24 protein-coding genes are annotated in these 23,340 nt (G+C 69.9%); 14 read left to right on the forward strand and 10 right to left on the reverse strand.

Annotated features, from left to right (window positions below; all coding sequences use genetic code 11):
* The first annotated feature begins 17 nt into the window (after positions 1–17).
* Together ACIG36_RS15195 and ACIG36_RS15200 are read left to right on the forward strand one after the other, a co-directional pair.
* Complete coding sequence (locus ACIG36_RS15195; RefSeq protein ID WP_399926934.1) at positions 18–587, forward strand: TetR/AcrR family transcriptional regulator; 570 nt, start codon at positions 18–20, stop codon at positions 585–587.
* Positions 584–1,744 (forward strand): GDSL-type esterase/lipase family protein, encoded by a 1,161-nt coding sequence (locus tag ACIG36_RS15200; protein WP_399926936.1) that lies wholly within the window; start codon positions 584–586, stop codon positions 1,742–1,744. The genes ACIG36_RS15195 and ACIG36_RS15200 overlap by 4 nt, the downstream gene beginning before the upstream one ends.
* A gap of 57 nt (positions 1,745–1,801) precedes the next feature.
* Here ACIG36_RS15200 and ACIG36_RS15205 read toward each other — a convergent pair whose 3' ends face one another.
* Positions 1,802–2,227, reverse strand: a complete 426-nt coding sequence (locus ACIG36_RS15205) for a pyridoxamine 5'-phosphate oxidase family protein (RefSeq protein ID WP_399926938.1) — start codon at positions 2,225–2,227, stop codon at positions 1,802–1,804.
* A 177-nt stretch (positions 2,228–2,404) separates the two neighbouring features.
* Here ACIG36_RS15205 and ACIG36_RS15210 point away from each other — a divergent pair, with 177 nt between their 5' ends.
* On the forward strand, positions 2,405–2,803 hold the full coding sequence (locus ACIG36_RS15210; RefSeq protein ID WP_399926940.1) for a hypothetical protein: 399 nt from the start codon (positions 2,405–2,407) through the stop codon (positions 2,801–2,803).
* Between the two features lie 100 nt (positions 2,804–2,903).
* On the opposite strand, the gene ACIG36_RS15215 is transcribed toward ACIG36_RS15210, so the two are convergent.
* Entirely contained in the window at positions 2,904–3,923 is a 1,020-nt protein-coding gene (locus tag ACIG36_RS15215; RefSeq protein ID WP_399926942.1) for a toll/interleukin-1 receptor domain-containing protein, read from the reverse strand.
* Positions 3,924–4,100: 177 nt separating this feature from the next.
* Between ACIG36_RS15215 and ACIG36_RS15220 the strand changes: the two genes are divergently transcribed.
* Entirely contained in the window at positions 4,101–4,496 is a 396-nt protein-coding gene (locus ACIG36_RS15220) for a VOC family protein (RefSeq protein WP_399926944.1), read from the forward strand.
* 20 nt (positions 4,497–4,516) lie between these two features.
* Here the strand turns inward: ACIG36_RS15220 and ACIG36_RS15225 are convergent, their stop codons facing one another.
* From ACIG36_RS15225 to ACIG36_RS15245, 5 genes are all read right to left on the reverse strand, one after another.
* Positions 4,517–4,999 (reverse strand): nitroreductase family deazaflavin-dependent oxidoreductase, encoded by a 483-nt coding sequence (locus ACIG36_RS15225; RefSeq protein ID WP_399926946.1) that lies wholly within the window; start codon positions 4,997–4,999, stop codon positions 4,517–4,519.
* Between the two features lie 249 nt (positions 5,000–5,248).
* Positions 5,249–5,875 (reverse strand): hypothetical protein, encoded by a 627-nt coding sequence (locus ACIG36_RS15230; RefSeq protein ID WP_399926947.1) that lies wholly within the window; start codon positions 5,873–5,875, stop codon positions 5,249–5,251.
* Complete coding sequence (locus tag ACIG36_RS15235) at positions 5,872–7,836, reverse strand: Gfo/Idh/MocA family oxidoreductase (protein ID WP_399926949.1); 1,965 nt, start codon at positions 7,834–7,836, stop codon at positions 5,872–5,874. Before ACIG36_RS15235 ends, ACIG36_RS15230 begins: the two co-directional genes overlap by 4 nt.
* A gap of 371 nt (positions 7,837–8,207) precedes the next feature.
* Positions 8,208–8,675 carry a spore-associated protein A gene (locus ACIG36_RS15240; protein WP_399926951.1) on the reverse strand — a complete coding sequence of 156 codons (468 nt, stop codon included), beginning with the start codon at positions 8,673–8,675 and terminating at the stop codon, positions 8,208–8,210.
* A gap of 289 nt (positions 8,676–8,964) precedes the next feature.
* The gene (locus ACIG36_RS15245; protein WP_399926953.1) at positions 8,965–9,819 is read right to left on the reverse strand and encodes a hypothetical protein; all 855 of its coding nucleotides are present in this window, start codon (positions 9,817–9,819) and stop codon (positions 8,965–8,967) included.
* A 266-nt stretch (positions 9,820–10,085) separates the two neighbouring features.
* On the opposite strand from ACIG36_RS15245, the gene ACIG36_RS15250 reads away from it, so the two are divergent.
* From ACIG36_RS15250 to ACIG36_RS15270, 5 genes are all read left to right on the forward strand, one after another.
* On the forward strand, positions 10,086–11,024 hold the full coding sequence (locus tag ACIG36_RS15250; RefSeq protein ID WP_399926955.1) for an amidohydrolase family protein: 939 nt from the start codon (positions 10,086–10,088) through the stop codon (positions 11,022–11,024).
* Positions 11,025–11,234: 210 nt separating this feature from the next.
* Positions 11,235–12,317, forward strand: a complete 1,083-nt coding sequence (locus ACIG36_RS15255; RefSeq protein ID WP_399926957.1) for an alpha/beta fold hydrolase — start codon at positions 11,235–11,237, stop codon at positions 12,315–12,317.
* A gap of 64 nt (positions 12,318–12,381) precedes the next feature.
* Complete coding sequence (locus ACIG36_RS15260; RefSeq protein WP_399926959.1) at positions 12,382–12,576, forward strand: hypothetical protein; 195 nt, start codon at positions 12,382–12,384, stop codon at positions 12,574–12,576.
* Between the two features lie 347 nt (positions 12,577–12,923).
* Entirely contained in the window at positions 12,924–14,558 is a 1,635-nt protein-coding gene (gene abc-f, locus ACIG36_RS15265) for a ribosomal protection-like ABC-F family protein (RefSeq protein WP_399926961.1), read from the forward strand.
* Between the two features lie 78 nt (positions 14,559–14,636).
* Positions 14,637–15,197 (forward strand): CGNR zinc finger domain-containing protein, encoded by a 561-nt coding sequence (locus ACIG36_RS15270; RefSeq protein WP_399926963.1) that lies wholly within the window; start codon positions 14,637–14,639, stop codon positions 15,195–15,197.
* A gap of 73 nt (positions 15,198–15,270) precedes the next feature.
* Here ACIG36_RS15270 and ACIG36_RS15275 read toward each other — a convergent pair whose 3' ends face one another.
* On the reverse strand, positions 15,271–16,272 hold the full coding sequence (locus ACIG36_RS15275; protein WP_399926965.1) for a helix-turn-helix transcriptional regulator: 1,002 nt from the start codon (positions 16,270–16,272) through the stop codon (positions 15,271–15,273).
* A gap of 92 nt (positions 16,273–16,364) precedes the next feature.
* Here ACIG36_RS15275 and ACIG36_RS15280 point away from each other — a divergent pair, with 92 nt between their 5' ends.
* Genes ACIG36_RS15280 through ACIG36_RS15290 form a run of 3 tightly spaced genes read left to right on the forward strand, consistent with a single transcriptional unit; the run spans position 16,365 to position 18,691 of the window.
* Positions 16,365–17,078 (forward strand): NADPH-dependent F420 reductase, encoded by a 714-nt coding sequence (locus ACIG36_RS15280; RefSeq protein WP_399926967.1) that lies wholly within the window; start codon positions 16,365–16,367, stop codon positions 17,076–17,078.
* Positions 17,079–17,080: 2 nt separating this feature from the next.
* A complete protein-coding gene (locus ACIG36_RS15285) occupies positions 17,081–17,476 on the forward strand; it encodes a VOC family protein (protein ID WP_399926969.1) in 396 nt (131 codons plus the stop codon).
* 18 nt (positions 17,477–17,494) lie between these two features.
* A complete protein-coding gene (locus tag ACIG36_RS15290; protein ID WP_399926971.1) occupies positions 17,495–18,691 on the forward strand; it encodes a winged helix DNA-binding domain-containing protein in 1,197 nt (398 codons plus the stop codon).
* Here ACIG36_RS15290 and ACIG36_RS15295 read toward each other — a convergent pair.
* Positions 18,627–21,395: a M48 family metalloprotease gene (locus ACIG36_RS15295; RefSeq protein ID WP_399926973.1), complete on the reverse strand. Its 2,769-nt coding sequence runs from the start codon at positions 21,393–21,395 to the stop codon at positions 18,627–18,629. The genes ACIG36_RS15290 and ACIG36_RS15295 overlap by 65 nt on opposite strands.
* Positions 21,396–21,475: 80 nt before the next feature.
* The gene (locus tag ACIG36_RS15300; protein WP_399926975.1) at positions 21,476–21,955 is read right to left on the reverse strand and encodes a hypothetical protein; all 480 of its coding nucleotides are present in this window, start codon (positions 21,953–21,955) and stop codon (positions 21,476–21,478) included.
* 281 nt (positions 21,956–22,236) lie between these two features.
* Here ACIG36_RS15300 and ACIG36_RS15305 point away from each other — a divergent pair, with 281 nt between their 5' ends.
* Positions 22,237–22,812, forward strand: a complete 576-nt coding sequence (locus ACIG36_RS15305) for a GNAT family N-acetyltransferase (protein ID WP_399926976.1) — start codon at positions 22,237–22,239, stop codon at positions 22,810–22,812.
* Between the two features lie 77 nt (positions 22,813–22,889).
* Positions 22,890–23,312 (forward strand): hypothetical protein, encoded by a 423-nt coding sequence (locus tag ACIG36_RS15310; RefSeq protein WP_399926978.1) that lies wholly within the window; start codon positions 22,890–22,892, stop codon positions 23,310–23,312.
* Positions 23,313–23,340 lie beyond the last annotated feature (28 nt).

Here is a 23,340-nt window from a genome sequence, read left to right on the forward strand (position 1 = left end):
GGAGGAGGAGCACCACCATGGCCCGAGCAGGACTCACCCCGGACACGCTGACCCAGGCCGGCGCCGAACTGGCCGACCTGATCGGTTTCGACCAAGTGACGCCCTCTGCTCTCGCCCGGCAGGTCGGCGTCAAGGTCCAGAGCCTGTACGCCCATGTGGCCAACGCGCAGGACCTGAAGGCCCGCATCTGCCTGCTCGCACTGGAGGAGATGGCCGACGAGGCCGCCGACGCGGTGGCAGGGCGCTCCGGAAAGGACGCCCTGGCCGCGTTCGCCGCCGTCTACCGCGACTACGCCCGACGGCACCCGGGCCGCTACAAGGCCGCCCGCCACCAGCTCGACCCGCAGACCGCGGCCGCCAGCGCCGGGGTACGGCACTCGCAGATGATGCGGGCCGTCCTGCGCGGCTACGACCTGCCCGAGCCCGAGCAGACCCACGCGCTCCGCCTCCTGGGGGCCGTCTTCCACGGCTTCACCGACCTGGAGCTCGCCGGGTCCTTCGCCCACAGCACCCCCGGTCCCGGCGAGTCGTGGACCTGGACCATCGATTCCCTCGACCGCCTTCTGCGCACCTGGACCACCACATGATCACTACGCCCGTCACCCCCGGCATGCTGCGCGGCGCCCTGGACGTCGAGCGCACCGAGCACGGCCTGCTCCCCCACCGCCTCCCCGCCTGGGCCCGCCGGCAGATCCCCGACGGCCAGCTCGCCATGGCCGAAGCCCAGCCCTCCGGCGTGCGCCTGGCCTTCCGTACCGAGGCCACCGCCGTCGAGCTGGAGACGCGGCCGACCAAGCGCGCCTACCGCGGCATGCCAGCGCCGGCCGACGGGGTTTACGACCTGCTGGTGGACGGCCGCCTCGCCTCACAGGCAACCGTGGCCGGCGGCAAGCTCCTTCGGATCGACCTGTCCACCGGGGCCACCGAGCTCCAGGACGGGGAGCCCGGCACCGCACGCTTCACCACCCTGCCCACGGGCATGAAGGACATCGAGGTATGGCTGCCGCACACGGAGATCACCGAGCTGATCGCCCTGCGCACCGACGCCCCCGTTCTGCCTGCCCGGGATGCTGGACGGCGAGTGTGGCTGCACCACGGCAGCAGCATCAGTCACGGCTCCAACGCCACCCACCCCACCGGCACCTGGCCCGCCCTCACCGCCCACCGAGCGGGCGTCGAACTCGTCAGCCTCGGCTTCGGCGGCAGCGCCCTCCTCGACCCCTTCACCGCCCGCACCATCCGTGACACGCCCGCGGATGTGATCAGCGCCAAGATCGGCATCAACCTCGTCAACGCCGACGCGATGCGCCTGCGCGCCTTCACCCCTGCCGTGCACGGCTTCCTGGACACCATCCGCGAAGGCCACCCCACCACACCGCTCCTGGTCGTCTCCCCCACCTGGTGCCCGGTGCAGGAGAACACCCCCGGCCCCCTCGCCCCCGACTTCTCCAGCGGCACGCTCACGTTCAAGGCCACGGGCGACCCGGCCGACGTCGCCGCCGGACGGCTGACGCTGCGGGTCATCCGCGACGAGCTCGCCCGGATCGTCGAGACGCGCTCCACCGACGACGCGAACCTGTACTACCTCGACGGCCGCGACCTCTACGGCGAGAGCGACTACGACGAACTGCCGCTGCCCGACGAGATCCACCCCTGCCCCGCAGGCCACCAGCGCATCGGCGAGAACTTCGCACACCTCGCGTTCGGCACCGGCGGACCATTCGCGCGCCGGGCTCATAAGTAACGCCGAAGCGAGCGGAGTCGGCTGACCCGCGTGCGGAAGGGGCTGGGTGGCTCGCCGTCAGACGGTTCCCAGGTCGGCGGAGACCCAGTGTTCCGGCCTCATGTAGATGGTGATGTTCTCGCCGTGGTGGGTCCGGTCGTACTCGACGAATTCGGCGACCTTGTCCTGGGGGAGGTACCGCTCGGCCATCTCCCAGGACCGCTCCGGACTGTCCGGTTCTGTCCTCGTCACCGGTCCTTCCACCGACACGTAGCGCACCGTCGGCTCGGTCCGTTGCGCCATCAGGCTGAAACGCCCCGCGGACCCAATCGCTCGCGCCTTCCGGGAATCGGACCCGGTACGCACCCACAGTTCGCCGCCCGGCGTGTAGTGGTACCAGATGGGAACCGTCAGCGGCGCGCGGTCCGGTCGTTCGACGACCGACAGCGCACCGATATGGGGTTCCGCCAGAAACCGCTCTCGTTCTCGCATCGACAGCGTCATGCGCCGACCATAGTGGCGACCGGCAGGTCCCACGGGCGCGGATCGCCCGGCGCGTCCCGACCGCCACACCATCAGCGGGCGCCCCACCTGCTCGGTGACCGACACGAAACCCGGCTCGGCCTTCGGCATCCAGCCCCACTGCACGGTGATGTCAGTGGCGGCTGCGATGCTGCCGACGTGACCCCTTGGAATCTTCTCGATCTCGACACGGCCCTGCGAGCCGGCTGGGCCGCCGACACCTGCTCACCCGACGACCAGGCCGACTGGCAGCCAGGCAACCCGGCCTGGGGACACTGTGACATCACGGCCTTGATCGTCAACGACATCTTCGGCGGCGACCTCGTGGTCGGCGAAGTGCATCGTGACGGGTCTCAGCACGGTTTCCACTGGTGGAACCGACTGCCCAGCGGGATGGAACTCGACCTGACACGCGAACAGTTCCAGCATGGACAGACCATCACGGCTGCCCGTGTCATCGAGCGCCCGCCGGGCCCGCTGCCACGCCGGTGGGAGGACTATCTCCTCCTGCGCAAGCGCGTGATCAAGCACCTCGGTCCGCTTCCGGAGCCCATATGAAGAACGAGTTGCTCGCACCACTGCGGGCCACCGCCGGCCTGAGCGAGCCCCAGACGGAGCCATGCGGTGGCTGGCCTCTCGACACCGTGGCAGGCCGGCGTCACAGTTCGCGCTTGCGGTTACGCCAGGCATGGACGCCAGGGAGCAGCGACGAATCCTCGCCGACGCCTCGCCCTTCCAGCACTCCTTCGACATTGTCGAAAAAACCGCCGGCGAACCGACGCTGCCACCACCACAGCACAGGCACGCTCACGAAAGCCGCCCCGCCGGTGACCGGGGCCACCACGGCGCTTGCCGCAACGACCGCCCCCGTCTTGACCGTGGGCAGTTCCAGTACCACTTTCGACCAGCCGGGGTCTGCATCGATCACCTTTGCTGTCACCGCGCGGCCGCGATTGGCATGGAATATCACTTGTGCCGCTTCGGGGCTCGTCTCCGTAACCGGGTAACGCAGCAGCTCGATGGCGCCTGTCAAGGCATCGAACGCTCGCCGCCTGGTTGCGTGGAGAGTCCGCTCATAACGTTTCGTGGTGAGGACCGTCAGCTCGCCGGGAGGGGCTGTGTCCGGTTGCGGGGCCGGGAGTACCGCATGGTCCTCGAGGGTCTCCAGGAGACGCCCGAAATCGTATGCCCAGTCTTCTGTGGCCAGCCTGACCGCCTGCAGGTATGCCAGCGTCTTGAGGGACGGCGGTAGCAGGTGCGGAGGGGGCATCGTTGCGCCCTGGACGAGTACGGGAATCAGGGCGATGCCGTTTCGCAGGGTTGTCTCCAGCTCGACGCGGACCAAGTCCTCTGGAGCGTCCAGCCGTCGCCGGCCGTTCGGGTCCCGGGTTTCCAGCCACTGCGGTCCCAGGACAGCGATCACCGCTCGGGACGTTGCGAGGGCGCCATTCAGCTCGGCTATGTAGTTCCTGGCGGACGTGTTCGAGTCGATGTCAAGATAGACCCGCTCCTTTCCGAAGTATCTGCGGAGGTCCGCCACGAGCCGTCCGGTGGACGGGGCCGAGTCCGAGCGCCGGTAGGAAATGAAGATCCCCCAGCGCCTTCCCTGTGTCGTTTCGCTCTGCGATTCTTGCGCCATTTCTCCCCCGAGGCTCAGTGACTTGAGCACAGCTGTCATATGCGGTGCGACTATGGGCAGCTTTTAGGACAGTCACACCGCAGGCAAGGGAGCACGGCAGTGCGGGGGGAGCGCGCAGCACCAGGGGACGCGCGTGGCTGCGGCGCTGCCGCCAGCGGCACTGGGTCGATCGCGGCCGACGATCGACTCTCGGTTTGTCTGCGTACACTGACGGGCATGGCATGCCGCATCAGCGAGCTGGTCCTCGACTGCGCCGACCCCGAGCGGCTCGCAGCGTTCTGGAGTGAGGTCCTCGGCTACGTCGAAATCGGCCGGGATGACGATGGAAGTATCGAGATCGGGCCGCCCGGCGCCGGCTTCGGCGGCCCGCAGCCCACCCTCGTCCTCAGCCCCAGCAGCACCCCGCGGACCGGGAAGCTCCGGCTGCACATCGACGTCAACGCCACCGATCGCGACCAGGACGCCGAGCTGGAACGGCTGCTCGCCCTCGGCGCCGGACCCGCCGACGTCGGCCAGACCGGCACCGAGAGCTGGCACGTCCTGGCCGACCCGGAAGGCAACGAATTCTGCCTCCTGCATACCCGGCTCCAGCCTCTCTCGGGTCTGACCTAGATACGGGTCAAAGGGGAAGCTCAGTTCCCCGTCGGCGCCGGGGCCTTCGCCGGCCTGGCCAGGTGCTCGGGTTCGAGTACGAAGACCGGGATCACGCGGCGGGTCTTCTCCTGGTACTCGGCATACGGCGGATACGCGGCGACCGCGCGCTGCCACCACAGGGCCTTCTCATCCCCGGTGACCTCACGGGCCACCATGCCCTCGCGGTTGGGGCCGTCCTGGAGATCCACCCGCGGGTCGGCCTTGAGGTTGAAATACCAGACCGGATGGCGCGGGAAGCCGCCCTTCGAGGCCACCGCCGCGTACCGCCCCTCGTACTCCACACGCATCAGCGGAACCTTGCGGATCCTGCCGCTCTTCGCACCGCGCATCGTGACAATGACAACCGGCAGACCCGTGTCCCACAGTGTTGTGCCCTGAGTGCCACCCGAACTCTCATACAGCTCGACCTGTTCACGCACCCACTGCGCCGGACTCGGCTCGTACTCGCCCTCAAGAGGCATCGCATCCACCCCATTGCCGTGTACGGATTATGCCGGGACAGTCCAACACAAGCCTCGCGCGAAGGGGAGACCGCCGTTCCCGCCCAGCCGACAACTTCAAGTGAGACGGCAAGGTTCCGGTGCCGCACCCGGCTTTGTCTCTCCGCAGGTCAGGGCGTCCCCGGCAGCAAGGTCGAATGAGACAGGACACTCGTCACCCGTTCGACTCAATGTCGTTGATCGTAATGTTGGCGTCGTCTAGGTGGATGTTCAGGCGCCGACACGCCCCACACCGGCGATGCGGTGCCAGGGCGCCGCGACCGTGCGAGGGCCGTCGGCGTCGGCGAGATGGCGCAGTGCCCAGTCCGTGAGCTGCCGTGACCGTGGGGGTTTCTCGGTCCAGCGGACGGCCGTCACTGTGAGGCTGCGGCGGTGCAGGTCGTCATAGGTGCGAACGTCGGCCTCCGGCTTGGTGGGAGGCGCGGCCAGCAGCACGATGCCCCGGGGGGCCGCCCTTCTCAGTGCCCTGTCGAGACAGGCGGCGCTGCCGGTGGTGTCCACGACCACCACGGCCTGGTCTGCCGCAAGGATGGTTGCCGGGCCCTCCAGCGCCATGCGAACGAGCGCGGCGAGCGCGCCCATGCCCAGGACGGCGATCGGCCCGCCGCCGGCCAGGGAAGCGGCCTGGGCCGCCGCGGCCTCCGCGGTCGCCGCCCATTCCTGGGCTGCCCGGCGTTCGGCTGCCCGGCGTTCGGCGTCCCGCTCCGGGTACCCTCGCCCCCACCGGGCGCCTTCTCCGCTGCCCCAGTCCAGGAAGCAGACGTGGCCGGGCGGCAGTCCGGTCGGTCCCGGGTAGTCCTCCCCGGGTTCGGTGTCGAGAAGCAGCCGGACGCTCATCCGTCACCGCCCGGCAGCAGCGAGGCAGGGGCCACGGCGTGCCCGCACCGCGCGGACTCGTACGCCGCCTCGACGATCGCCTGCGCGGCCAGTGCGTCACCGGCCGTGGTCTCGGGCGCCCGGCCCTCGCGGACAGCCGCGGCGAACCCGGCGATGGCCCGGGACCGGGGGTCGCCGCCGTCGCTGACGCGGTCCTGTGCCGGCCGACGGGAGTTCCGCAGCGAGGTGTACGTCATCTCCGGCAGGAGCTGCACCCGTCCGTGTTCGCCCCAGACGAGCATCTGCTGGCCGGCCCCACCGACCACGGCGGAGCCGCCCACGAAGGTCGCGACGGTGTCGCCGAATCGCACGACGACGCTGACGGTGTCGTCGAGTTCGGGAGCGATGCGTGAGGGGACCGTCTCGGCGTACACGCGGTCGGCCTCGGTACCGAGCAGGGCCCGGATCCCATCTAGGTGGTGAATGAGGTTCATGATCAGGAAGCCGCCGCCCGAGAGCTTCTTCGACATGCGCCACGACGACAAGGACCGCCCGCTGTATCCTCCGTGGAAATACGACGCCCGCTTGTCCACCAAATAGGCGCACTGGACACCGAGAGGTGGCCCCACCAACCCGTCGCCCATCAGGGCGTGGGCGCGCCGGAAACGCTCGTCCCATCGCAGGTGGAACAGCACGCTCAACGTCGAGTGCGCCGTTTTCGCGGCCTCGGCGATGCGCTGGGCGGAGGCCAGGTCCGTGGAAAGAGGCTTCTCGAGAAGAACGTGTTTGCCGGCCTGCAACGCCGCGACAGCCAGGGCCTCATGGGTGTGATGGGGTGTGGCGATGACGACCGCGTCCACATCGGCGCGCCCGAGCACGTCGTCGGTGTCGGCCGCGACGCGGCATCCCGAGCGTCGCGAAATGTCCTCGGCCAGCTCCGTCGTGGGGTCGAAGCAGGCGACGAGTTGTGCTCCCTCCGCGTCGACCGTGGCCTGTGCGTCCTTGATCCCGATGTCACCGCAGCCCAGGAGCGCGAACCGCACCGGTTCGGGCTTTTTGCGATGCGACACTGTGCGGGACCTGGCCCGGCGCCTTTGGCGCCCGCCTTCGTATTCACGCCCGCTTTCGTATTCGCATTCGCGTTTGTATTCGTGCCGGGCCGTCCAGTGGAAGGCGGCGCCCACGAATGACGGGTCCTCGGCCAGTCGCCGGTAGGCGACATGGGCATCGTCCACCGGCCAGGGGGTGAGCAGGTCACGTACAGCGAACCGGTGCTCCGCCAGCATGGCGAAGAATTCCTTGGTGAGGGCGGGCTCCTCGTGGTCGGCAAGGGTACGGATGTGAGCACCCGTCACCTGAACCCCGCGGCCGTAGACCTCACCGCAAGGGAACGGCGCGAGCATCGCCCGGGGCGAGCCCAGTACCACCACCCGTCCTCCGTCGGCCACCACGGACGTCGCCGTCCGAAGGCCGTCCGCCGTGCCTGTGACGTCCACGACGAGGGGAAACCTCCTCGACCACGCGCCGACCTGCTCGGCGAGTGCGAAGGTGGTGCCGGGCTCGGTCCGCGTGGTCCACTCCTTGGCGGCCGATGCGGCGACCGCCAAGCACACGGACGGGGACGGGCCGCGAGCCGCACACAGCCGCCGCGTGATGGCTCCCAGCAGACCGGCTCCCAGCACCGCCAGTGGCTCGCCGTCCCGGTGGCCGCCGAGCGCCAGCCCGTGCATCGCGGTCAGAGCGAGATGCCAGACCGCGGCGTCCTCGAACGCCACATCATCGGGCAGCCGATGCACCGATTCGACCGGAGCGACGGCGAGGCTCTGATGCCCGACGCCACGCAGGGCCACCCGATGGCCTTCCAGGAGGTCCGGGCCTGCCGAACGGACCGTGCCGGCCGCCAGATAGCCGGGCAGGTACGGGAACCGGACCTGGGCGGTGGGCAAGCCGAGGAAGTGGGCCCGCTCGGTGCCCGGACTCATCACAGTCACCGCCACGTCCACGGCGATGTCGCCTTCAGCCGGGGCGGGCGGTGCTTTCGCAGTGCCGACCTCTGCCGTGCCGGGACGTGGCCAACGAATTACCCGCATGGCTCCGGCCTCCCGGTTGTACGCCTTGAGGGGCCCCGAACTCCCATCGGACCTCTCACGCCCATGACTGGCAACTCGGTGATGGGCGACCGGGTGGCTGTCCGCCCGACCGAAAATCGAATCAAAGGTCACCCATTCGGCCCACTGGGCACGCTCGGGCGGCGCTGAGCGGAGCGGCAGGCAGGGCCGTACGTCCCGCAGCCCGCCGCTCCACTCAGCGCCTCCGCCCGCCGTTCGCCGTCAGCGGTCAGGCGGTCAGGCGGTCAGCCCGCCTGCTGCCCGCTCTGCGCCAGCGTGCCGCAGTTTGTCTTGTAGCGGGCCACGACATAACCGTCGATCTCGCCGCCCCAGTCGACGCACTTGCCCTTGGCGTCCAGGTAGACCGGCCCCGCGTACGACGTGTAGAAGCCGTACTGTTCCTGCTTCGACTTCAGGTCCTGGTTGCGCTGGAGCCAGGAGCCCACCCACAGGGCCGGGCCGGCCGAGCTGTTCCGCTTGGTGACCACGCAGTTCTTGCCGGTGGCGGCGTTGTAGGCCAGGAAGACCGTCCCGCGGTCCGGAATCGGTATCTGGTTGACCTTTGTGTATCCGGTGCCGCACTCCTTGTTGTACGTGGCGTCGGCGCGAGCCGGAGCGGCGACGGACGTCCCGGTGCCCGCCACCAGCGCGGTGACGGTGGTGGCGGCGAGCAGCGCAGCTCCCGCAACGCGAGTACGTACAACATGCCTCACTGTGTCCTCCGTGGAGTCTCGAGTCGCATGGTGCCGGGTGATGGATGTACGCGGGACGGCCGTCTCCGTGCCCAGACAGACACTCCACACCCCCGAGAGGTTGCACGCCCCCTCTCCCCCACCATTCAGATCCGGCCACCACGCCGCATGGCTGCACGTGCCCCACAAACGGTGTACTACATCTCACGCAGCCACTCGGTCTACGGCCCGGTGGGCCTGCTCGGGCCCGGGGGCTGCCGATGCCGGTAGCCCCCGGGCCCGGGTCGTCATGACGCACGACCAGTTGGGGCTACTTCTTCTTGGCGAGGGCTTCCATCGACTCCTGCTTGCCCGCGGTTTCGGAGGCGGGCGGCGCCTTGATGGTCACGGGCTCACCGAAGCCGCTGTAGTCGTCGGTGGTGCTGTAGTCGCCCTTGGAACCCTTGCCCTTCTCCTCGGTCCTGGCGACCAGCCCGTTCCCGTCGACCCAGACGCCGAGGGTGATCCGCTCGAGGCCCTGGTCCTTGAGCCGATTCACATAGGCGTCCCGGTCCTTGTCCTTCATGGCATCGCCCTTGTAGGCACTGAGTTCGGAGACGACGACAGTGCCCTGGTAATGGGCCGCCCGACGGCCGCCGGCCGTCTCCACGCCGGTGCTCTTGAGGTCGCCGGTGGTGGCCAGGGCGGCGGCCATCAGGACGAAGGGCTCGGCCTGCTCCTTTGCCTTCGCTCCGCCGAGGTCGAACGTCCACCATTTCTTGCCGGGGATCGCGGCGGTGTTGCCGTACATCGTGTCGTTGATCTTGATGATGTGGCTGAGGCCGTCCGGGGTGTCCTCGGTCTTGGGGCCGAAGTCCTTCATCTCGGCGGCGTCGGGCTTCACCTGGTAGACGCCCTCGCTGGTGAACTCACCGTCGGCGCTCTTGCGCTTGCCCTTGGTGCGGTAGGTGTTCTGCTGAGCGCCCTTGACGACTGCCGCCTTGAGGGTGGTGAGCGGATCGGCGGCCTTGAGGGCCTTGTCGGCGCTGTTCTCGCCCTCCCGGCGCTCAGTGCCCCTGTCGCCGCCCGTACCGCTCGTCTTCTCCTCACCGGTGCCGCAAGCGGCCAGGGCCAGGGCGAGCGCGATTCCGGTGACCGCCGTGACGCTCTTGGGTATCGCCTTCAAGTGCTTTGCCGTCCTTGTTCACTCTTGATGGAATTTGGTCAAGGATATCCCGGCCGTCGTGGGCGCCGACGCCGAAGCGCCCGGTCCGTCGATTCGGCCGCCCGGGTGGTCTCCCGAGCCGCCCCGCCCTCGTCCGGTGCCCGGTAGAGCCCTTCCGTGCCGCCGTCGCGTCAGATGGTGGGTACGGGCGGCTACAGCCCGCCCCGCCCTGCCGTGGTCGTTTGCCCGGGACCGGGCAGACAGGGACTCGAGGAGGTTCGGAAGGCATGACGGATCCCGCACGCATCGATGTCCACCAGCACCTGATTCCGCCGGAGCAGCGCCGGGCGATGTCCGGCCGTGCCGCAGCCTTCGGCTGGCCGGCGCCGGTCTGGGACGAGCGGAGCGCGATCGCGATGATGGACCGCCGGTCGATCGCCACCGGCGTGCTGTCGTTCGCCGCCCCGGTCGGGGCACCCGACGACCCGGCAGGGGCGCGCGCCGCGGCCCGGAGGGTCAACGAGTACACGGCGGAACTGGTCAAGGACCGGCCCGACCGGTTCGGGCACTTCGCCGTCCTTCCCCTGCCGGACGTGGACGGCGCGCTCACCGAGGCCGCGCACGCCCTGGACGAACTGGACGCCGACGGGGTGATGCTGCTGAGCAACGCCCACGGCCGTTACCTCGGCGACCCCGCGTTCGAGCCGCTCTGGGCCGAACTGGACGCCCGCGCCACGACCGTCCTGATTCACCCCACCGCACCGCCGGGAACCGTGCTCCCAGACCTGCCCGGCCCGCTGGTGGACTTCCCCTACGACACCACCCGCACCGCCCTGCACTTGGTCCTCAACGGTGTTCCGCGCCGGTATCCGCGGATCCGGATGATCCTTCCCCACGCCGGAGGCTTCCTGCCGTACGCCGCCCACCGGTTCGCCTGCGCCGGGCGATTGAGGCAGGACACCACCCCCGAGGACGTCCTGGCCGAACTTCGACGCTTCTACTTCGACACCGCCTTCGCGGCCGGCGCGACCACACTGCCCTCGCTCCTCGCCTTCGCGGCCCCCGGGCACGTGCTCTACGGCAGCGACTTCCCCATGGTCCCCGAGGACTGGGGCACCGACTTCGACGCGGCACTGGACGGCTACCCGCACTGGGCCCCCGGGCAACTGCACGCCGTCAATCGCGGCAGCGCCGAAGCCCTCCTCCCCCGGCTCGCCCGGGGCTGACCGATACCAGTCGACCAGACCAGTCCTGGGCGTCAAGCAACCCTGCTCTGCGAAGAGTTGGCGTGCGTCACCTGTTTGACCGGTGACGCGATGCTGTGCCACAGTCGTCCGGCACGCCCACAGCGGTCGTCGGACCCCGTGCGCGTGAGATCTCCTGCGAGGCGCAGATCGGTCGCAGGCCGGCACTTCGAGGCGCACGGAGGGCTTCACATGATCGACAGACGCACATTCGGCAGGGCGCTCGGCCTGGGCGCAGGCAGCGCGGTCGCCGTGACACTGGCGGGGGCCCCGGGAGCATCGGGGACACCACGGACGGCACATGCCTCGGCCATGACAGGTCACCGGCCCGGTACGGCCGCCGCGGCCGCGGCCCGTCCCCGAGTGGGCAGCGCGTTCCCCCCGCTCAAGAAGGTCAGGGCGGGTCTGCTGGACATCGGCTACGCCGAGGTGGGGCCGGCGCACGGGCCGCCGGTCATATGCCTGCACGGATGGCCGTACGACATCCACAGCTTTGCCGAGGTCGCACCTCTGCTGGCGGCGGAGGGCCACCGAGTGATCGTTCCCTATCTGCGCGGCCACGGCACGACGCGCTTCGCCTCTTCCCGGACCTTCAGGAACGGGCAGCAGTCGGCCATCGCCCTCGACATCATCGCCCTGATGGACGCACTGGGGCTGGAGAAGGCGGTGCTCGCCGGATTCGACTGGGGAGCCCGCACCGCCGACATCATCGCGGCACTGTGGCCCGAGCGCTGCAAAGCCCTGGTGTCGGTGGGCGGTTACCTCGTCATCAACCTGCAGACGAACCTCCAGCCGCTGGCGCCGGCGACCGAGCACGCCTGGTGGTACCAGTACTACTTCGCCACCGAGCGGGGCCGGACGGCCATGGAGGACAGGGCCAAGCGGCACGACCTGACACGGCTGGTCTGGGACACCGTGTCCCCGACGTGGGACTTCGACGACGCCACCTTCGAGCGCACGGCCGCCGCCTTCGAGAACCCGGACTACGCCGCCATCGTGATCCACAACTACCGCTGGCGGCTGAGCCTCGCCGAAGGTGAACCGCGCTACGAGCCGCACGAGAAGCGACTCGCCGCCCGGCCGGTCATCGCCGTGCCGACGGTGACGCTCGACGCCGAGTACGACCCGTTCACCGTTCCGGGCGACGGGACGGCGTACCGGGACAGATTCACGGGCCCGTACGACCACCGGACCCTGAAGGGCATCGGCCACAACCTGCCCCAGGAAGCACCCGCGGCGTTCGCCCGAGCCGTGATCGACACCAACCGCCTCTGATGGGCCACCAACTGCACTGCGGACACGCCATGCACGACGCAACCGAGCGAGCGGGAGGACGACGATGCGGGAACGCAGCACACAGGACAGCGACTCGGCAGCACGCCATGCGCGGTTCGGCGCTCTGCCCGAGCGGATCGCCTACGAGGACATGGTCGAGGTGAAGGCGGCCTCGCCGAGGGATCCGGAGCGGGACACCTACAACCCCGAAGGAACGAGGAACCTCCTCCCCTGCCTGGCGTGGGACCTGGCCCTCTGAAGCGCGCCTTCCTCCGCCGCGCGGGCCGGCAGGCCGCAGGCCTTCACGTCGGCTGCGGCGGCGGAGGAAAGCCCTTCGTACGGCCGCACGTTCGGAGCCTGGTAAGGTAGGCCCGTCAGTGATCTTTCATAGAGGAGTTCAGACATGGCGGGTGACGACGACATCTCCGGGTGATACCCGGATCCGATCGGCCATCGGCAGGCGCACCTTTGACAGTGCCGTCGTTGTGGTCATTTCGTCGCCCCCTTTTCCCTGTCTCAGGCGCAGCGTCCTTCGCACGGCGGATTCCCGTACAGCGGCTTTCCCCCACGGAGTGCTCTGCCCTCTTTCCTCGTGAGGTCATCCCCATGTCCGATGCTTCCGTCACCTGCTCCCAGCTGACCTTCTCCTGGCCCGACGACACCCCGGTCTTCGAGGGCTTGTCCTTCACCATCGGTGCCGGCCGTACGGGCCTTGTGGCGCCCAACGGCTCCGGAAAGAGCACCTTGTTGAAGCTGATCGCCGGTGAACTGCACCCCACAGCAGGGTCGTTGACCATCAACGGCACGATCGGCCATCTCCCGCAGACCCTCCCCTTGACCGGCGAACCGACGGTGGCCGAGGTGCTGGGCGTCGACGCGGTGATCCGCGCCATCGACGCCGTCGAGTCCGGCGACGTGAGTGAGGAGCACTTCGCGACCATCGGCGACGACTGGGACATCGAAGAGCGCACCCGCTCCCAACTCGACCGGCTCGGCCTCGACCATCTCGCCCTCGACCGAACCCTGGGCACGCTCAGCGGCGGCCAGATCGTCAGCCTCGGTCTGGCAGCGCAGCTGCTCAAGCGTCCCGACGTGCTGCTGCTGGACGAACCGACCAACAACCTCGACCTCGAAGCCCGCCACAAGCTCTACGACGTGCTCTCGGAGTGGAACGGAAGCCTGCTGCTCGTCAGCCACGACCGTGCCCTGCTGGACCGCATGGAGCGCATCGCTGAACTCGACCGCGGTGAACTCCGCCTGCACGGGGGCAACTTCACCCACTACGAGCAGGCCGTGCGGGCCGAGCAGGACGTCGCGGAGAAGAACGTACGCAACGCCGAACAGGAGCTGAAGCGGGAGAAGCGCGAGATGCAGCAGGCCCGCGAACGGGCCGAGCGCCGCGCGAGCAACGCCGCCCGTAACCTCAAGAACGCCGGCCTGCCGCGCATCTTCGCCGGGAACATGAAGCGCGGCGCCCAGGAGTCCGCCGGCCGGGCGGGTCAGACGCACGCCACCCGGGTCCACGAGGCGCAGGCCCGGCTCGACGAAGCGGGACGCGCCCTGCGGGACGAACAGCGGCTCGTCCTGGAGCTGCCCGATACCGACGTCCCCGCCGGGCGCACCGTCATCCTGGGCGAGCGGATGCAGGTCCGCCACGGCGAGCGGGACCTGTTCGCGGGGAACGGCGTCGACCTCACGATCCGCGGGCCCGAACGCATCGCGCTCACCGGACCCAACGGCGCGGGCAAGACCACCCTGTTGCGGCTGCTCGCCGGTGAGCTCGCCCTGGACAGCGGGAACATCAAGCGTGCCGACGGGCGGATCGCCTCGCTGTCGCAGCGCCTGGATCTGCTCGAGCCCGACCGCACCGTGGCCGAGAACTTCGCGGTGTTCGCCCCGCACCGGCCGGAGGCGGAGCGGATGAACCTGCTCGCGCGCTTCTTGTTCCGCGGCCCCCGAGCGCACCTGCCCGTACGCGTTCTCTCCGGCGGCGAACGCCTGCGCGCCACGCTCGCCTGCGTCCTGTGCGCCGAACCGGCGCCGCAGCTGCTGCTGTTGGACGAGCCGACGAACAACCTCGACCTCGTCGGCGCGGGACAGCTGGAGAGCGCCCTGGCGTGCTACCGCGGCGCGTTCGTGGTGGTCAGCCACGACGAGCGCTTCCTCGAACGGATCGGTGTCGAACGGTGGCTGCGGGTTGCCGACGGCGAGCTGAGGGAGACGGGGGCGCCGCACGCCTGAGCGGAGGGCGGGCCCAGGGCCCCACGGTGACGACCGACGATCCTTGCGGGCGCCATGGTCACCCGTCAGGATGGTGACGTGAACCTGGATCATGTCTTTGTGTGCGGCAATCCGGCCCTGGACTTCGCGGCCACGCTCCGGGCACGCCGCACGGCACGATTCGAGATGTTCGCGGCACCGGGCCGCCTGGACGCGTGGTACGTGGAGTCCGGCCTCGTCGATTCCGTCTCGCCCGCCCGGCAGGCCGACGTGGAGCGGGCAACGACCGTACGGGAGGCCGTCTACCAGCTGGTCACGGCCCGGCGTCTCGGCTCGGCCTTCGACGACGAGGCGCTGGCCGTGGTCAACGACGCGGCTCGCAGGGCTCCCGCGGCGCCGCAGCTGACCCACTCCGGCCGCTGGACGGCGGCGACGCAGCGCGAAGCGCTGTCCGCCGTCGCCCGGCACGCGGTGGAGCTGCTGAGCGGCCCGGACGTCCCTCTCCTCAAGGAGTGCGGCAACCCCGAGTGCACCCGCATCTACATCGACCGCTCGCGCGGCACACGACGCCAGTGGTGCGGCATGGAGTCCTGCGGCAACAAGATCAAGGCCGCCGCGTACCGCGCCCGCAGGAAGACAGCCGTCACCTCCGCGGGCTGACCGCGGTCGGCACCGTTCGGAGCACTGTGGCGCGCCCGTCCCCGTCGTCGGCCGGGTTGGGGGTGCCTGGCTGTCATCGCCCGTCGGGCGGCCGGCCGTCCGGGTCGGTGAGGGGACCGTTCGTCGCGTGCAGGGTGCGGTGGGCGGCGTGGCGGAGGTGGTCGATGACCTCGGGGTCGGCGTCGAGGGTGTAGTCGGCGTCGAGGCCGGCGAGGGTCTGGGCGATGCGGGGCAGATAGTCGTCGGAGGCGTCGACACGGCAGGTGTGGTCGTCGATGGGTTTCAGGCGGGTGGCCAGGCCGCGGGTGCGGGCGCGGATTCGTTCGGCGGGGGCGTGGACGGTGGCGACGGCGCGGTAGCGGGTGGGGGCGGCGGACAGACGGCCGGCGACGAAGGCGGCGGGGTCGTCGCCGGGCACCGGCCGGGGCGGGACGCGCCGGCCGGTGGGTGTGGCGCCGGTGGTGCGGTCGAGGCGGAACAGGCGCCAGTCGTTCTTGTCGATGTCGTGGGCGAGGAGGTACCACAGTCCGCCGGAGTCGACCAGATGGCAGGGCTCGACGCGGCGCCGGGTGGCGGTGCCGTGGCGGGTGGTGTAGTCGAAGGTGATGATCTCGTGGTCGCGGCAGGCGACGGCGAGGACCGCGAGGAGGGCGGGGTCGGCACGCGGCCGCCGCTCCTCCCAGGTGATGCCGGCCAGGGAGGTCTGCAGGGCGGTGACCTGGCCGCGCAGGCGGCGGGGCAGGACCTGCTCGAGTTTTGCCAGGGCGCGCAGGGCGGTTTCCTCGATGCCGGTCAGGCCGCCGGCGGCGGTACGCAGGGCGACGGCGATGGCGACGGCTTCGTCGTCGTCGAGGAGGAGGGGCGGCAGGTCGGTGCCGGAGGTGAGGCGGTAGCCGCCGGCGTGGCCGCGGGCGCTGTCGACCGGGTAGCCCAGCTCGCGCAGCCGGTCGATGTCACGGCGGACAGTACGCACGGTCACGTCGAGCCGTTCGGCGAGGTCGGCGCCGGACCATTCCCGGCGGGTCTGCAGCAGGGACAGCAGCCGCAGCATGCGGGCGGTCATGTCGCTCGTCATGAATTCCATGATGACGCGCTCAAAGGACAGACCCTGTCCTGAATGCCTCCTATCGTGGACCTGTCCGCACGGAGCAAAACGGGAGGTTCCCCATGAAAATTGCTGTTCTCGGTACCGGTGGCGGTGCCCGCGCCCACATCGCCAAGCTCGCCGAACTCGGTCACGAGGTCCACGTCGGCACCCGCGACCCCGAGGCCACCCTGGCCCGCACCGAGCCCGACATGATGGGCACCGAGCCCTTCAAGGCCTTCCTCGCCGAGCACCCCGGCATCACCCTGCACACGTTCGGTGACGCCGCGGCCGCCTCCGACGGCCTGGTGATCAACGGCATCGACGGCCACAGCGCCGTCACAGCCCTGACCGCCATCGCCGACCAGCTGGCCGGCAAGACGCTCATCGACTACGCCGTCCCGTACATCTACAACCCGGACGTAGAGCACCCCTGGCCCACCCCGTGGGGGACCATGCCGAAGCTCGACCCGTGCGACGTCGACAGCCTCGGCGAGCGGATCCAGCGCGCCCTGCCGCGCACCAAGGTCGTGAAGTCCTTCGTGACGCAGGAGCAGGCCACCGTCGTGAATCCGAAGGCCGTCGGCAACGGCGACCACACCATGTTCGTCGCCGGCGAGGACGCGGACGCCAGACAGCAGGCCATCGACCTGCTGAAGTCCTACGGCTGGGCCGACGTCCTCGACCTCGGCCCCCTCGTCTGCGCCCGCGGCATGGAGATGTACGCGCACATGCACTCGGCCATCGGCTTCGCCCTCGGCTTCGGCACGCACTTCGGCATCAAGGTGGTGCGCTGACCATGACGACGCAGGCCAACGGCACCCTGGCCGGGAAGATCATGTGCCACGCCATGTGGGCGAAGGACGGCCGAGAGCTGGCCGACTTCTACGCCACCGCACTCGGCACCAAGGTCTCCCGGACCTACCCCGACGAGAACGGCGACGACGCCGCCTTCGCCTTCCACGTGAACGGGGCGATGTACCTCTTCTACACCTCGCCCTCCTACCAGGCCCCCACCTGGCCCGAGGAGGACCTGCCCTTCCACATGGACTTCACCTTCACCGACGTCCAGGCAGCGGAGAAGCAGCTGCTGGAGATGGGCGCCACCAAGCCCGGCCACCAGCCCGGCGGCAAGCACTGGACCGTCCTGCTCGACCCCTCGGGCCAGCCCTTCTGTATCCACGGCACCCGCTGACCCCCACCCCCCTCTGGAATGACCGTCCTGCCTCGCATCACCGCCGCTCAGCGCCGCGCCCGCCTCGTACGTCGTCATCTCCTCGCGCCCTCCGTGCGGGAGAAGACGGCCGAGGCGGTGGCGGATGCACTGACCGGCCTGCACGCCACCGACCCCGCCACCGTCTTCCTCGCCGCCGCGGCCCGCATGCACCAGCCGACCGCCGCCGCCATCGACCACTCCCTGTACGACGCCCCGGCCGGCGTACCGGTGCTGGAACGCATCCGGTGCATGCGCCGCACCATGTTCGTCGTCCCCGCCCGCCTGGCCCCGGCCGTGCGGTCCGCGACCGTACGCGACACCCACCGCCACCGCACCGAGACCCTCGCACACCTGCGTCGGGCCCTCGGCTGGGACGAGCACCGCTACCAGGCCGTCGAACAGGCCACCTTGGACGCCCTCACCGGGCGCGGACGGGCCACCGCCGCCCAACTGGCCGCCGACGTACCCGATCTGCGCGAGCAGATCGTCACCTTCCCGGGCAAGCCGTACGAGTCCCGGCAGCGTGTCAGTACACCGCTCCTCGGCGTGCTCGCCGCCGAGGGCCGCATACGGCGGTCCCGGCCCGCCGGATCGTGGACCTCGGCACAGTTCCACTGGGCACCGGCCCGGCCCCTGCCCCGCATTCCCGCGGTGGACGCGATGACCACGCTCGCCCGCCACTACCTCAGGACGTTCGGCCCGATCACCGTGGACGACCTGAAGTGGTGGACCGGCTGGAACCTCACCGACACCCGCAAGGCCATCGCCGCCACCGGCGCCCAGGCCGTCGAACTCGACGAAGGCACCGGCTACCTCCTGCCCGAAGACCTCGACGCCCTCCCCGACACCACCGAGCCCGCGGCCGCCCTGCTGCCCAGCCTCGACCCGACCGCCATGGGCTGGCGCCACCGCGGCTTCTACCTCGACCCGGACCACACCAAAGCCCTCTTCGACCGCAACGGCAACATCGGCCCCACCATCTGGTGGAACGGCCGCATCATCGGCGCCTGGGCCCAGCACTCCGACGGCCACATCAACCACCACCTCCTCACCGACCCCGGCCACCAGGCCCGCACCGCGATACGCCAAGAGATCACCCGCCTGACCGCCTTCCTCGACGGCGCCCGCGTCACCCCTTGCTACCGCACCCCTCTCGAACGCCGCCTCGCCACGAACAGCCGCACCGGGCCCTGAAGGCCAAGGGCGTCGAGCCGCACAGCCGCGTCTTCTTCGAGTGGAACGAGGACGCGCCGAGTCGACTGCTAACGCTCAAGGCATCGGCCATTCTCCACTTGGCCTCTATGAACAGCCATTCGCCCTTGTGCAGTTCGATCATTGCCTGTGGTGGAAGGGTGCCGTGGGTGGTCACCCTGGCCACGCAGTCGACAGCCGCCCAGCGGACGAAGGCGACCCCCGTCGACCACTGGCTCCCGCCGTGCTCCCACGGCATGGTGGGCACCTGGTCGGCGGCGCGGGCCACGCTGTCGATCAGTGAGCACACCGCCAGCAGTTCCGCCCGCCCGCCGACTGCCCGGAGGAACGGTGCCAGTCGGGAGACGTCGAGCTCAGTGGCGTGCAAGCGGGCCAGTGGCGCGCTGAAGTCCGTCAGGATCCAGTCTGTCGGCTGCCGAGCCGGAATCCTGTCCTTCGCTGATGCCGGAGCGCTCTTGGGCGTCGGCCAGACTGTGAACATCGTGCAGGCAACCGCTGCAGCTGCCCCCGCTGCGATGCGCGATCGATATCGCCCGCGGGCCGGTGAACGCAGGGACCGACGTCGTGCCGCGGACCGTAGGCCCACCACTGCGATTCCGGCCAGGACGCCGAGCGCCGGGGCGATCACACCGTGGCCGAGCGCACCTGCCGCGACGCCCGCCGACGCCCCGTCGGGCAGGAACCGGCAGACGCCGGCTGGAGCAGCCGCGGCAGCCAGGCAGTTCAATGGGCCAGAGGTCAAAGTGATCAGACCGGCGGCCATGAGGCCGGTGATGTGGCCTGCGAACAGCCCGACCGCGACCGCGTGCGGACGGGCCGAGGCAACGACGACCGCGCTGATGGCCCCCTGGATCACGAGCACGGCCGTTGCCTCCCGAGCGTGGAAGAGCGCAATCAGCCCGGCCTGGCTGTCCGCGGCTGCGGGGGCTGAGATCCGCAGCGCGAGGAGGACGGCCAGCGCACCGGCCGCACCCACCAGTGCACGTACCAGCGCGCCGCGCAGGGCGGTGCGTCCGCCACTCCCCCTGAGCCAGGAACGAGCGAGGACCAGCGGTAGCAGCCAGGACAGGACAGCGCACACCTGAACGGCCCACGGGAAGGCGACCAGCTCGCCCTGCGGCGCGTACGCCACGAGGAGCGTGATGTCGTCCGTGAGCTGACCACCCGTTGACTGCACGAAGCGCGCCACAACGGTGGCGACTTCCTCCGTCGCCGTCAGGAGGACTGGCCACGAGGCTCGTGCCCACCATCCGGCATAGGTGGTGATCAGCAGGCCGGCCGCTGCCGCGGTGGCCCACACGGCGTACAGCGGTGAGAGCCGTGGGCTTGTGGGCGTCCATGACCGCGCGATTCCGGCTACCCAGCCCGCCACGAGAACGATGACGCACGCCAGGGAGAAGGAGGCGATGGCTGTGGTGCGAACAGCCCCTTCCGACGGTACGCCGAGCGATGAGAAGTCCATGAGGTGACCGGCGGCCATGCCTGCCGCGAGACAAGAGGCCGCGGGCAGCACGTGCGCCGACAAGGGGGATGCGGGTCCGGCGAGGATCCGCGCGCGCCATCCGAGGATCGCCAGAGGAAAGCCCACGGCCAGTCCGAACAGCCCCGTAGTCAGCGCCACATAGAGGAGGTGGTGCCCGGCCAGGAAAAGGAACGCGGGAAGGACGAGGTGCCGGAACAGGAGAGCGATGGCCATGCCCGTGGTAGCGGCCATCCAGTACGACGGCCGCAGCAGGGTCCTCGGCTCGCGCATCGCTCGTAGACGCTGGTCAGGATGCGGGTGCGGTGCGGCCCAGCTCCAACGGCGTGACGACGCGGACGCGCCGAACAGAGGCGTGAGGTCCCCTTCGGTGTTCCACCGGGCCGCCTGCGCGTCGGCGTACAGTTCCCGGACCCGCAGAACAGCGTTACGGGCCAGAAGGATGACCGCTGACAGGGCGGCGACCCGCGACCCTGCGTTCAGCATGAGGCCGAGGTCGGCGATGGAGAGTTCTTCACTGACGCGCGGCACGTTCTCTTCCCGCCACGGCCCCAGCCAGGTGACCACAATTGCGAAGCCCAGGAGGACAAGGACGAAGGCTCGCCACACCGCGATGGTCAGGTAGGTGACGGGCACGTCACCGTTGCGCAGGTGGGCCAGTTCGTGGAGCACGATGGCTCTGAAGGCCCGCCGGTCTGTGGTGAACAGGAGAAGGAGGCCCGCGTCCAGGCACACATAATGGCGCCGCAGCCGGCCGATGACGCGGGCGCCCGCGAGCCGGCCCCGGGTGTCGATCAGGAAAACCGGGGAGCGCTCAAATCCGGCAGGTCCGGCCAGCGTGACCAGCCTGCGCAACTCGGCGTCGAGCTCTCCCGGCGGATTGCGGCCTTCGAGGGGGACCAGCCGCCGGAGCGCGTACCACGTCTGCGTCCAGAAGAGGACAGCGGCAAGGACGGCGAGGACCGCGCACGGCAGGATCATCGTGAGGGCCGCTGACCTGGCGGCAGTGGCAAGACAGTCCGGCATGGCCGGTGTCTCGCTCGCCCGCCCCAGGTCGGACAGCCCCCATGTGTGGGGCGATGTCGGCATGTCCTGCGGCACGCAGCGGTAAAGACGCTCCGCATTGCCCGGGAGCATGCCCCAAAGGCCCGAGGACAGCATGGCGGTGGTACCGACGGCCAGCAGGACCAGCACAGCAAAGGCCATGGTCGTCCCGCTCGGCAGCCCACGCGCGGTGAGCTCCTGGGATGTGCACGGCCCGTCCTGGGCGGCACCGCGCTCCACTGCTACTCGCCGCCCGGCAAGGCTCGTAGCAGCGCCTCGACCAGGCGCTGAGCCTTCGCCTCTTCCAGCCCCAGCTCGCGGGCCTTGCCCCGGGCCAGCGCATGCAGCGACGCACGGAGCTCGGGCGAGAGTTCCACGAGGGCGGCATTCGAGCCACCGTCCAGCCTCTGCCGCCCCGGGCGCGGCCGCCGCCAGAGCCTCCGGAACCGCCGTCTGCACGTCATCAACAGACTGTCACCGGCATGCTCCGCCAGACGCGCCACCACAGCCTGCGCCACGAACAGCGCAACCGGGGTTATCAGCGTCGTCACCTCCGGCAGGCCGAAACCCAGCGGACCGTCCCGGCGCCGACGACCACGCCGCGGAGCCTGCCGTAGTAACGCCTCGCCCACGGTGTCGAACACCAGGAGCTCCTCAGGCGCAATCTCCTGTATCGCCTCGCGAGCCAACTCCAGAACGCGAGCATCCTGATCCGCGGTCATCGAGCCCTCCCCCGTACGCACGGCGCTCGCCCCGCCGGGCGGCACGCGCTCCACACAGCACAGGAGAGTGCGGGGCCTAGGCTCGACCGGGCGTCCTCAGCAAGCTAGCCGTATGTGAACACGAGCGGTTATTCCTCGAACGGTCAATTGGAGCGCGGCAGAAACACGCGCCCTCGAACGCGACTGCGCGCCGGAAGCGGCGCGCATGACCCCTGTACGACGCCGGAAGGCCGCGCTTGGGTGGCCGGTGGGCAACGGGGACGGCGGCGCGAGGGGCGAGGATGTTCGCGACGACTCTGGGTGTGGACGGTGCCGAGTTGCGTCCCCTGGAGCCGTGGCAGGCCGAGGAGTACCTGGCGCACGTCGAGCGGGGCAGGGAACACATCGGGCGGTACATCGCCTTGGCAGCGGCCGCCGAGGACCTCGCCTCGGCCCGTGCCTTCCTTCAGTTGTACGCCGACAGGGCAGCGGCCGACACCGGCCGCGTCTTCGGCATCTGGCTCGAGGGCGTGCTCGTCGGTGGCATCTTCCTCAGGGTCATGGACGTGGCACGAGGCTATTGCGAAGCAGCCTGCTGGCTCGAGCCGTCGGCCACCGGGCGCGGCCTGATGACCCGCGCGGCCCGGGTCTGTCTGGACTGGGTGGTCTTCGAGCGGAAGGTGCACCGTGTGGAATGCCGCATCCCGTCCAGCAACACTCCCAGCATCAACGTCGCCAAACGGCTCGGGATGACCAGGGACGGAGTCCTGCGCGAGAGCCACCTGTGGAACGGCGTCCGGCACGACATGGAGGTCTGGTCGGTACTCGGACCCGAGTGGCGCGAACTGCGCGACCGGCAGCGCTCACGACGACCGTAACCCGTGACCCTTCTCGCCGTTGAGCGACCGGTATGAGAAGCCGATCATCGGCTTTCGCTCGGTCCAAGGAGTACTCCATGTCCGTACGGTCCTGGTTCGGCATCGCGGTTCTCACCGCCGCCACTGTCCTGACGGCTGTGCAAACGGCCTCGGCGCACGGGGAGCACGGTGCCCCTGAGCGTCATCGGACGCGCATCACAGCCACGCAGGGAGGCGCCGACGTGTTCCCGCCCTCCGTCGGAGCGCGGGCCTTCCTGTACGACGCCGACAACGGAACTCCCCTGGCGGACAAGCGCGTGGACTTCACCACGCCCGGGGGCGCCGAGATCTGCCGGGCCTACACGAACACCGACGGCGAGGCTGCCTGCACCGGCCCCCTCCGCCTCGGAACGACGAGCGTGGGCACGCTGACCAATGGCTACGTCGCCACTTTCCGGGGCGACGACCGCTACAAGGGTTCCTACGCCTTCGGCACGGTGGGCGTACTGGTGCGCCCCTGAGGTACGGAGGGCCGCTGCGGGGCCCCGT

This window comes from Streptomyces sp. NPDC053048 (assembly GCF_044547045.1).
Taxonomy (GTDB): Bacteria; Actinomycetota; Actinomycetes; order Streptomycetales; family Streptomycetaceae; genus Streptomyces.

Bases quoted from the DNA above. Each gene is read 5' to 3' on its own strand.
- ACIG36_RS15195 (WP_399926934.1), top strand. From the start codon at position 18: ATGGCCCGAGCAGGACTCACCCCGGACACGCTGACCCAGGCCGGCGCC.
- ACIG36_RS15200 (WP_399926936.1), top strand. From the start codon at position 584: ATGATCACTACGCCCGTCACCCCCGGCATGCTGCGCGGCGCCCTGGAC.
- ACIG36_RS15205 (WP_399926938.1), bottom strand. From the start codon at position 2,227: ATGACGCTGTCGATGCGAGAACGAGAGCGGTTTCTGGCGGAACCCCAT.
- ACIG36_RS15215 (WP_399926942.1), bottom strand. From the start codon at position 3,923: ATGACAGCTGTGCTCAAGTCACTGAGCCTCGGGGGAGAAATGGCGCAA.
- ACIG36_RS15220 (WP_399926944.1), top strand. From the start codon at position 4,101: ATGGCATGCCGCATCAGCGAGCTGGTCCTCGACTGCGCCGACCCCGAG.
- ACIG36_RS15225 (WP_399926946.1), bottom strand. From the start codon at position 4,999: ATGCCTCTTGAGGGCGAGTACGAGCCGAGTCCGGCGCAGTGGGTGCGT.
- ACIG36_RS15230 (WP_399926947.1), bottom strand. From the start codon at position 5,875: ATGAGCGTCCGGCTGCTTCTCGACACCGAACCCGGGGAGGACTACCCG.
- ACIG36_RS15235 (WP_399926949.1), bottom strand. From the start codon at position 7,836: ATGAGTCCGGGCACCGAGCGGGCCCACTTCCTCGGCTTGCCCACCGCC.
- ACIG36_RS15250 (WP_399926955.1), top strand. From the start codon at position 10,086: ATGACGGATCCCGCACGCATCGATGTCCACCAGCACCTGATTCCGCCG.
- ACIG36_RS15255 (WP_399926957.1), top strand. From the start codon at position 11,235: ATGATCGACAGACGCACATTCGGCAGGGCGCTCGGCCTGGGCGCAGGC.
- ACIG36_RS15260 (WP_399926959.1), top strand. From the start codon at position 12,382: ATGCGGGAACGCAGCACACAGGACAGCGACTCGGCAGCACGCCATGCG.
- abc-f (WP_399926961.1), top strand. From the start codon at position 12,924: ATGTCCGATGCTTCCGTCACCTGCTCCCAGCTGACCTTCTCCTGGCCC.
- ACIG36_RS15275 (WP_399926965.1), bottom strand. From the start codon at position 16,272: ATGACGAGCGACATGACCGCCCGCATGCTGCGGCTGCTGTCCCTGCTG.
- ACIG36_RS15280 (WP_399926967.1), top strand. From the start codon at position 16,365: ATGAAAATTGCTGTTCTCGGTACCGGTGGCGGTGCCCGCGCCCACATC.
- ACIG36_RS15285 (WP_399926969.1), top strand. From the start codon at position 17,081: ATGACGACGCAGGCCAACGGCACCCTGGCCGGGAAGATCATGTGCCAC.
- ACIG36_RS15290 (WP_399926971.1), top strand. From the start codon at position 17,495: ATGACCGTCCTGCCTCGCATCACCGCCGCTCAGCGCCGCGCCCGCCTC.
- ACIG36_RS15295 (WP_399926973.1), bottom strand. From the start codon at position 21,395: ATGGCCTTTGCTGTGCTGGTCCTGCTGGCCGTCGGTACCACCGCCATG.
- ACIG36_RS15300 (WP_399926975.1), bottom strand. From the start codon at position 21,955: ATGACCGCGGATCAGGATGCTCGCGTTCTGGAGTTGGCTCGCGAGGCG.
- ACIG36_RS15305 (WP_399926976.1), top strand. From the start codon at position 22,237: ATGTTCGCGACGACTCTGGGTGTGGACGGTGCCGAGTTGCGTCCCCTG.
- ACIG36_RS15310 (WP_399926978.1), top strand. From the start codon at position 22,890: ATGTCCGTACGGTCCTGGTTCGGCATCGCGGTTCTCACCGCCGCCACT.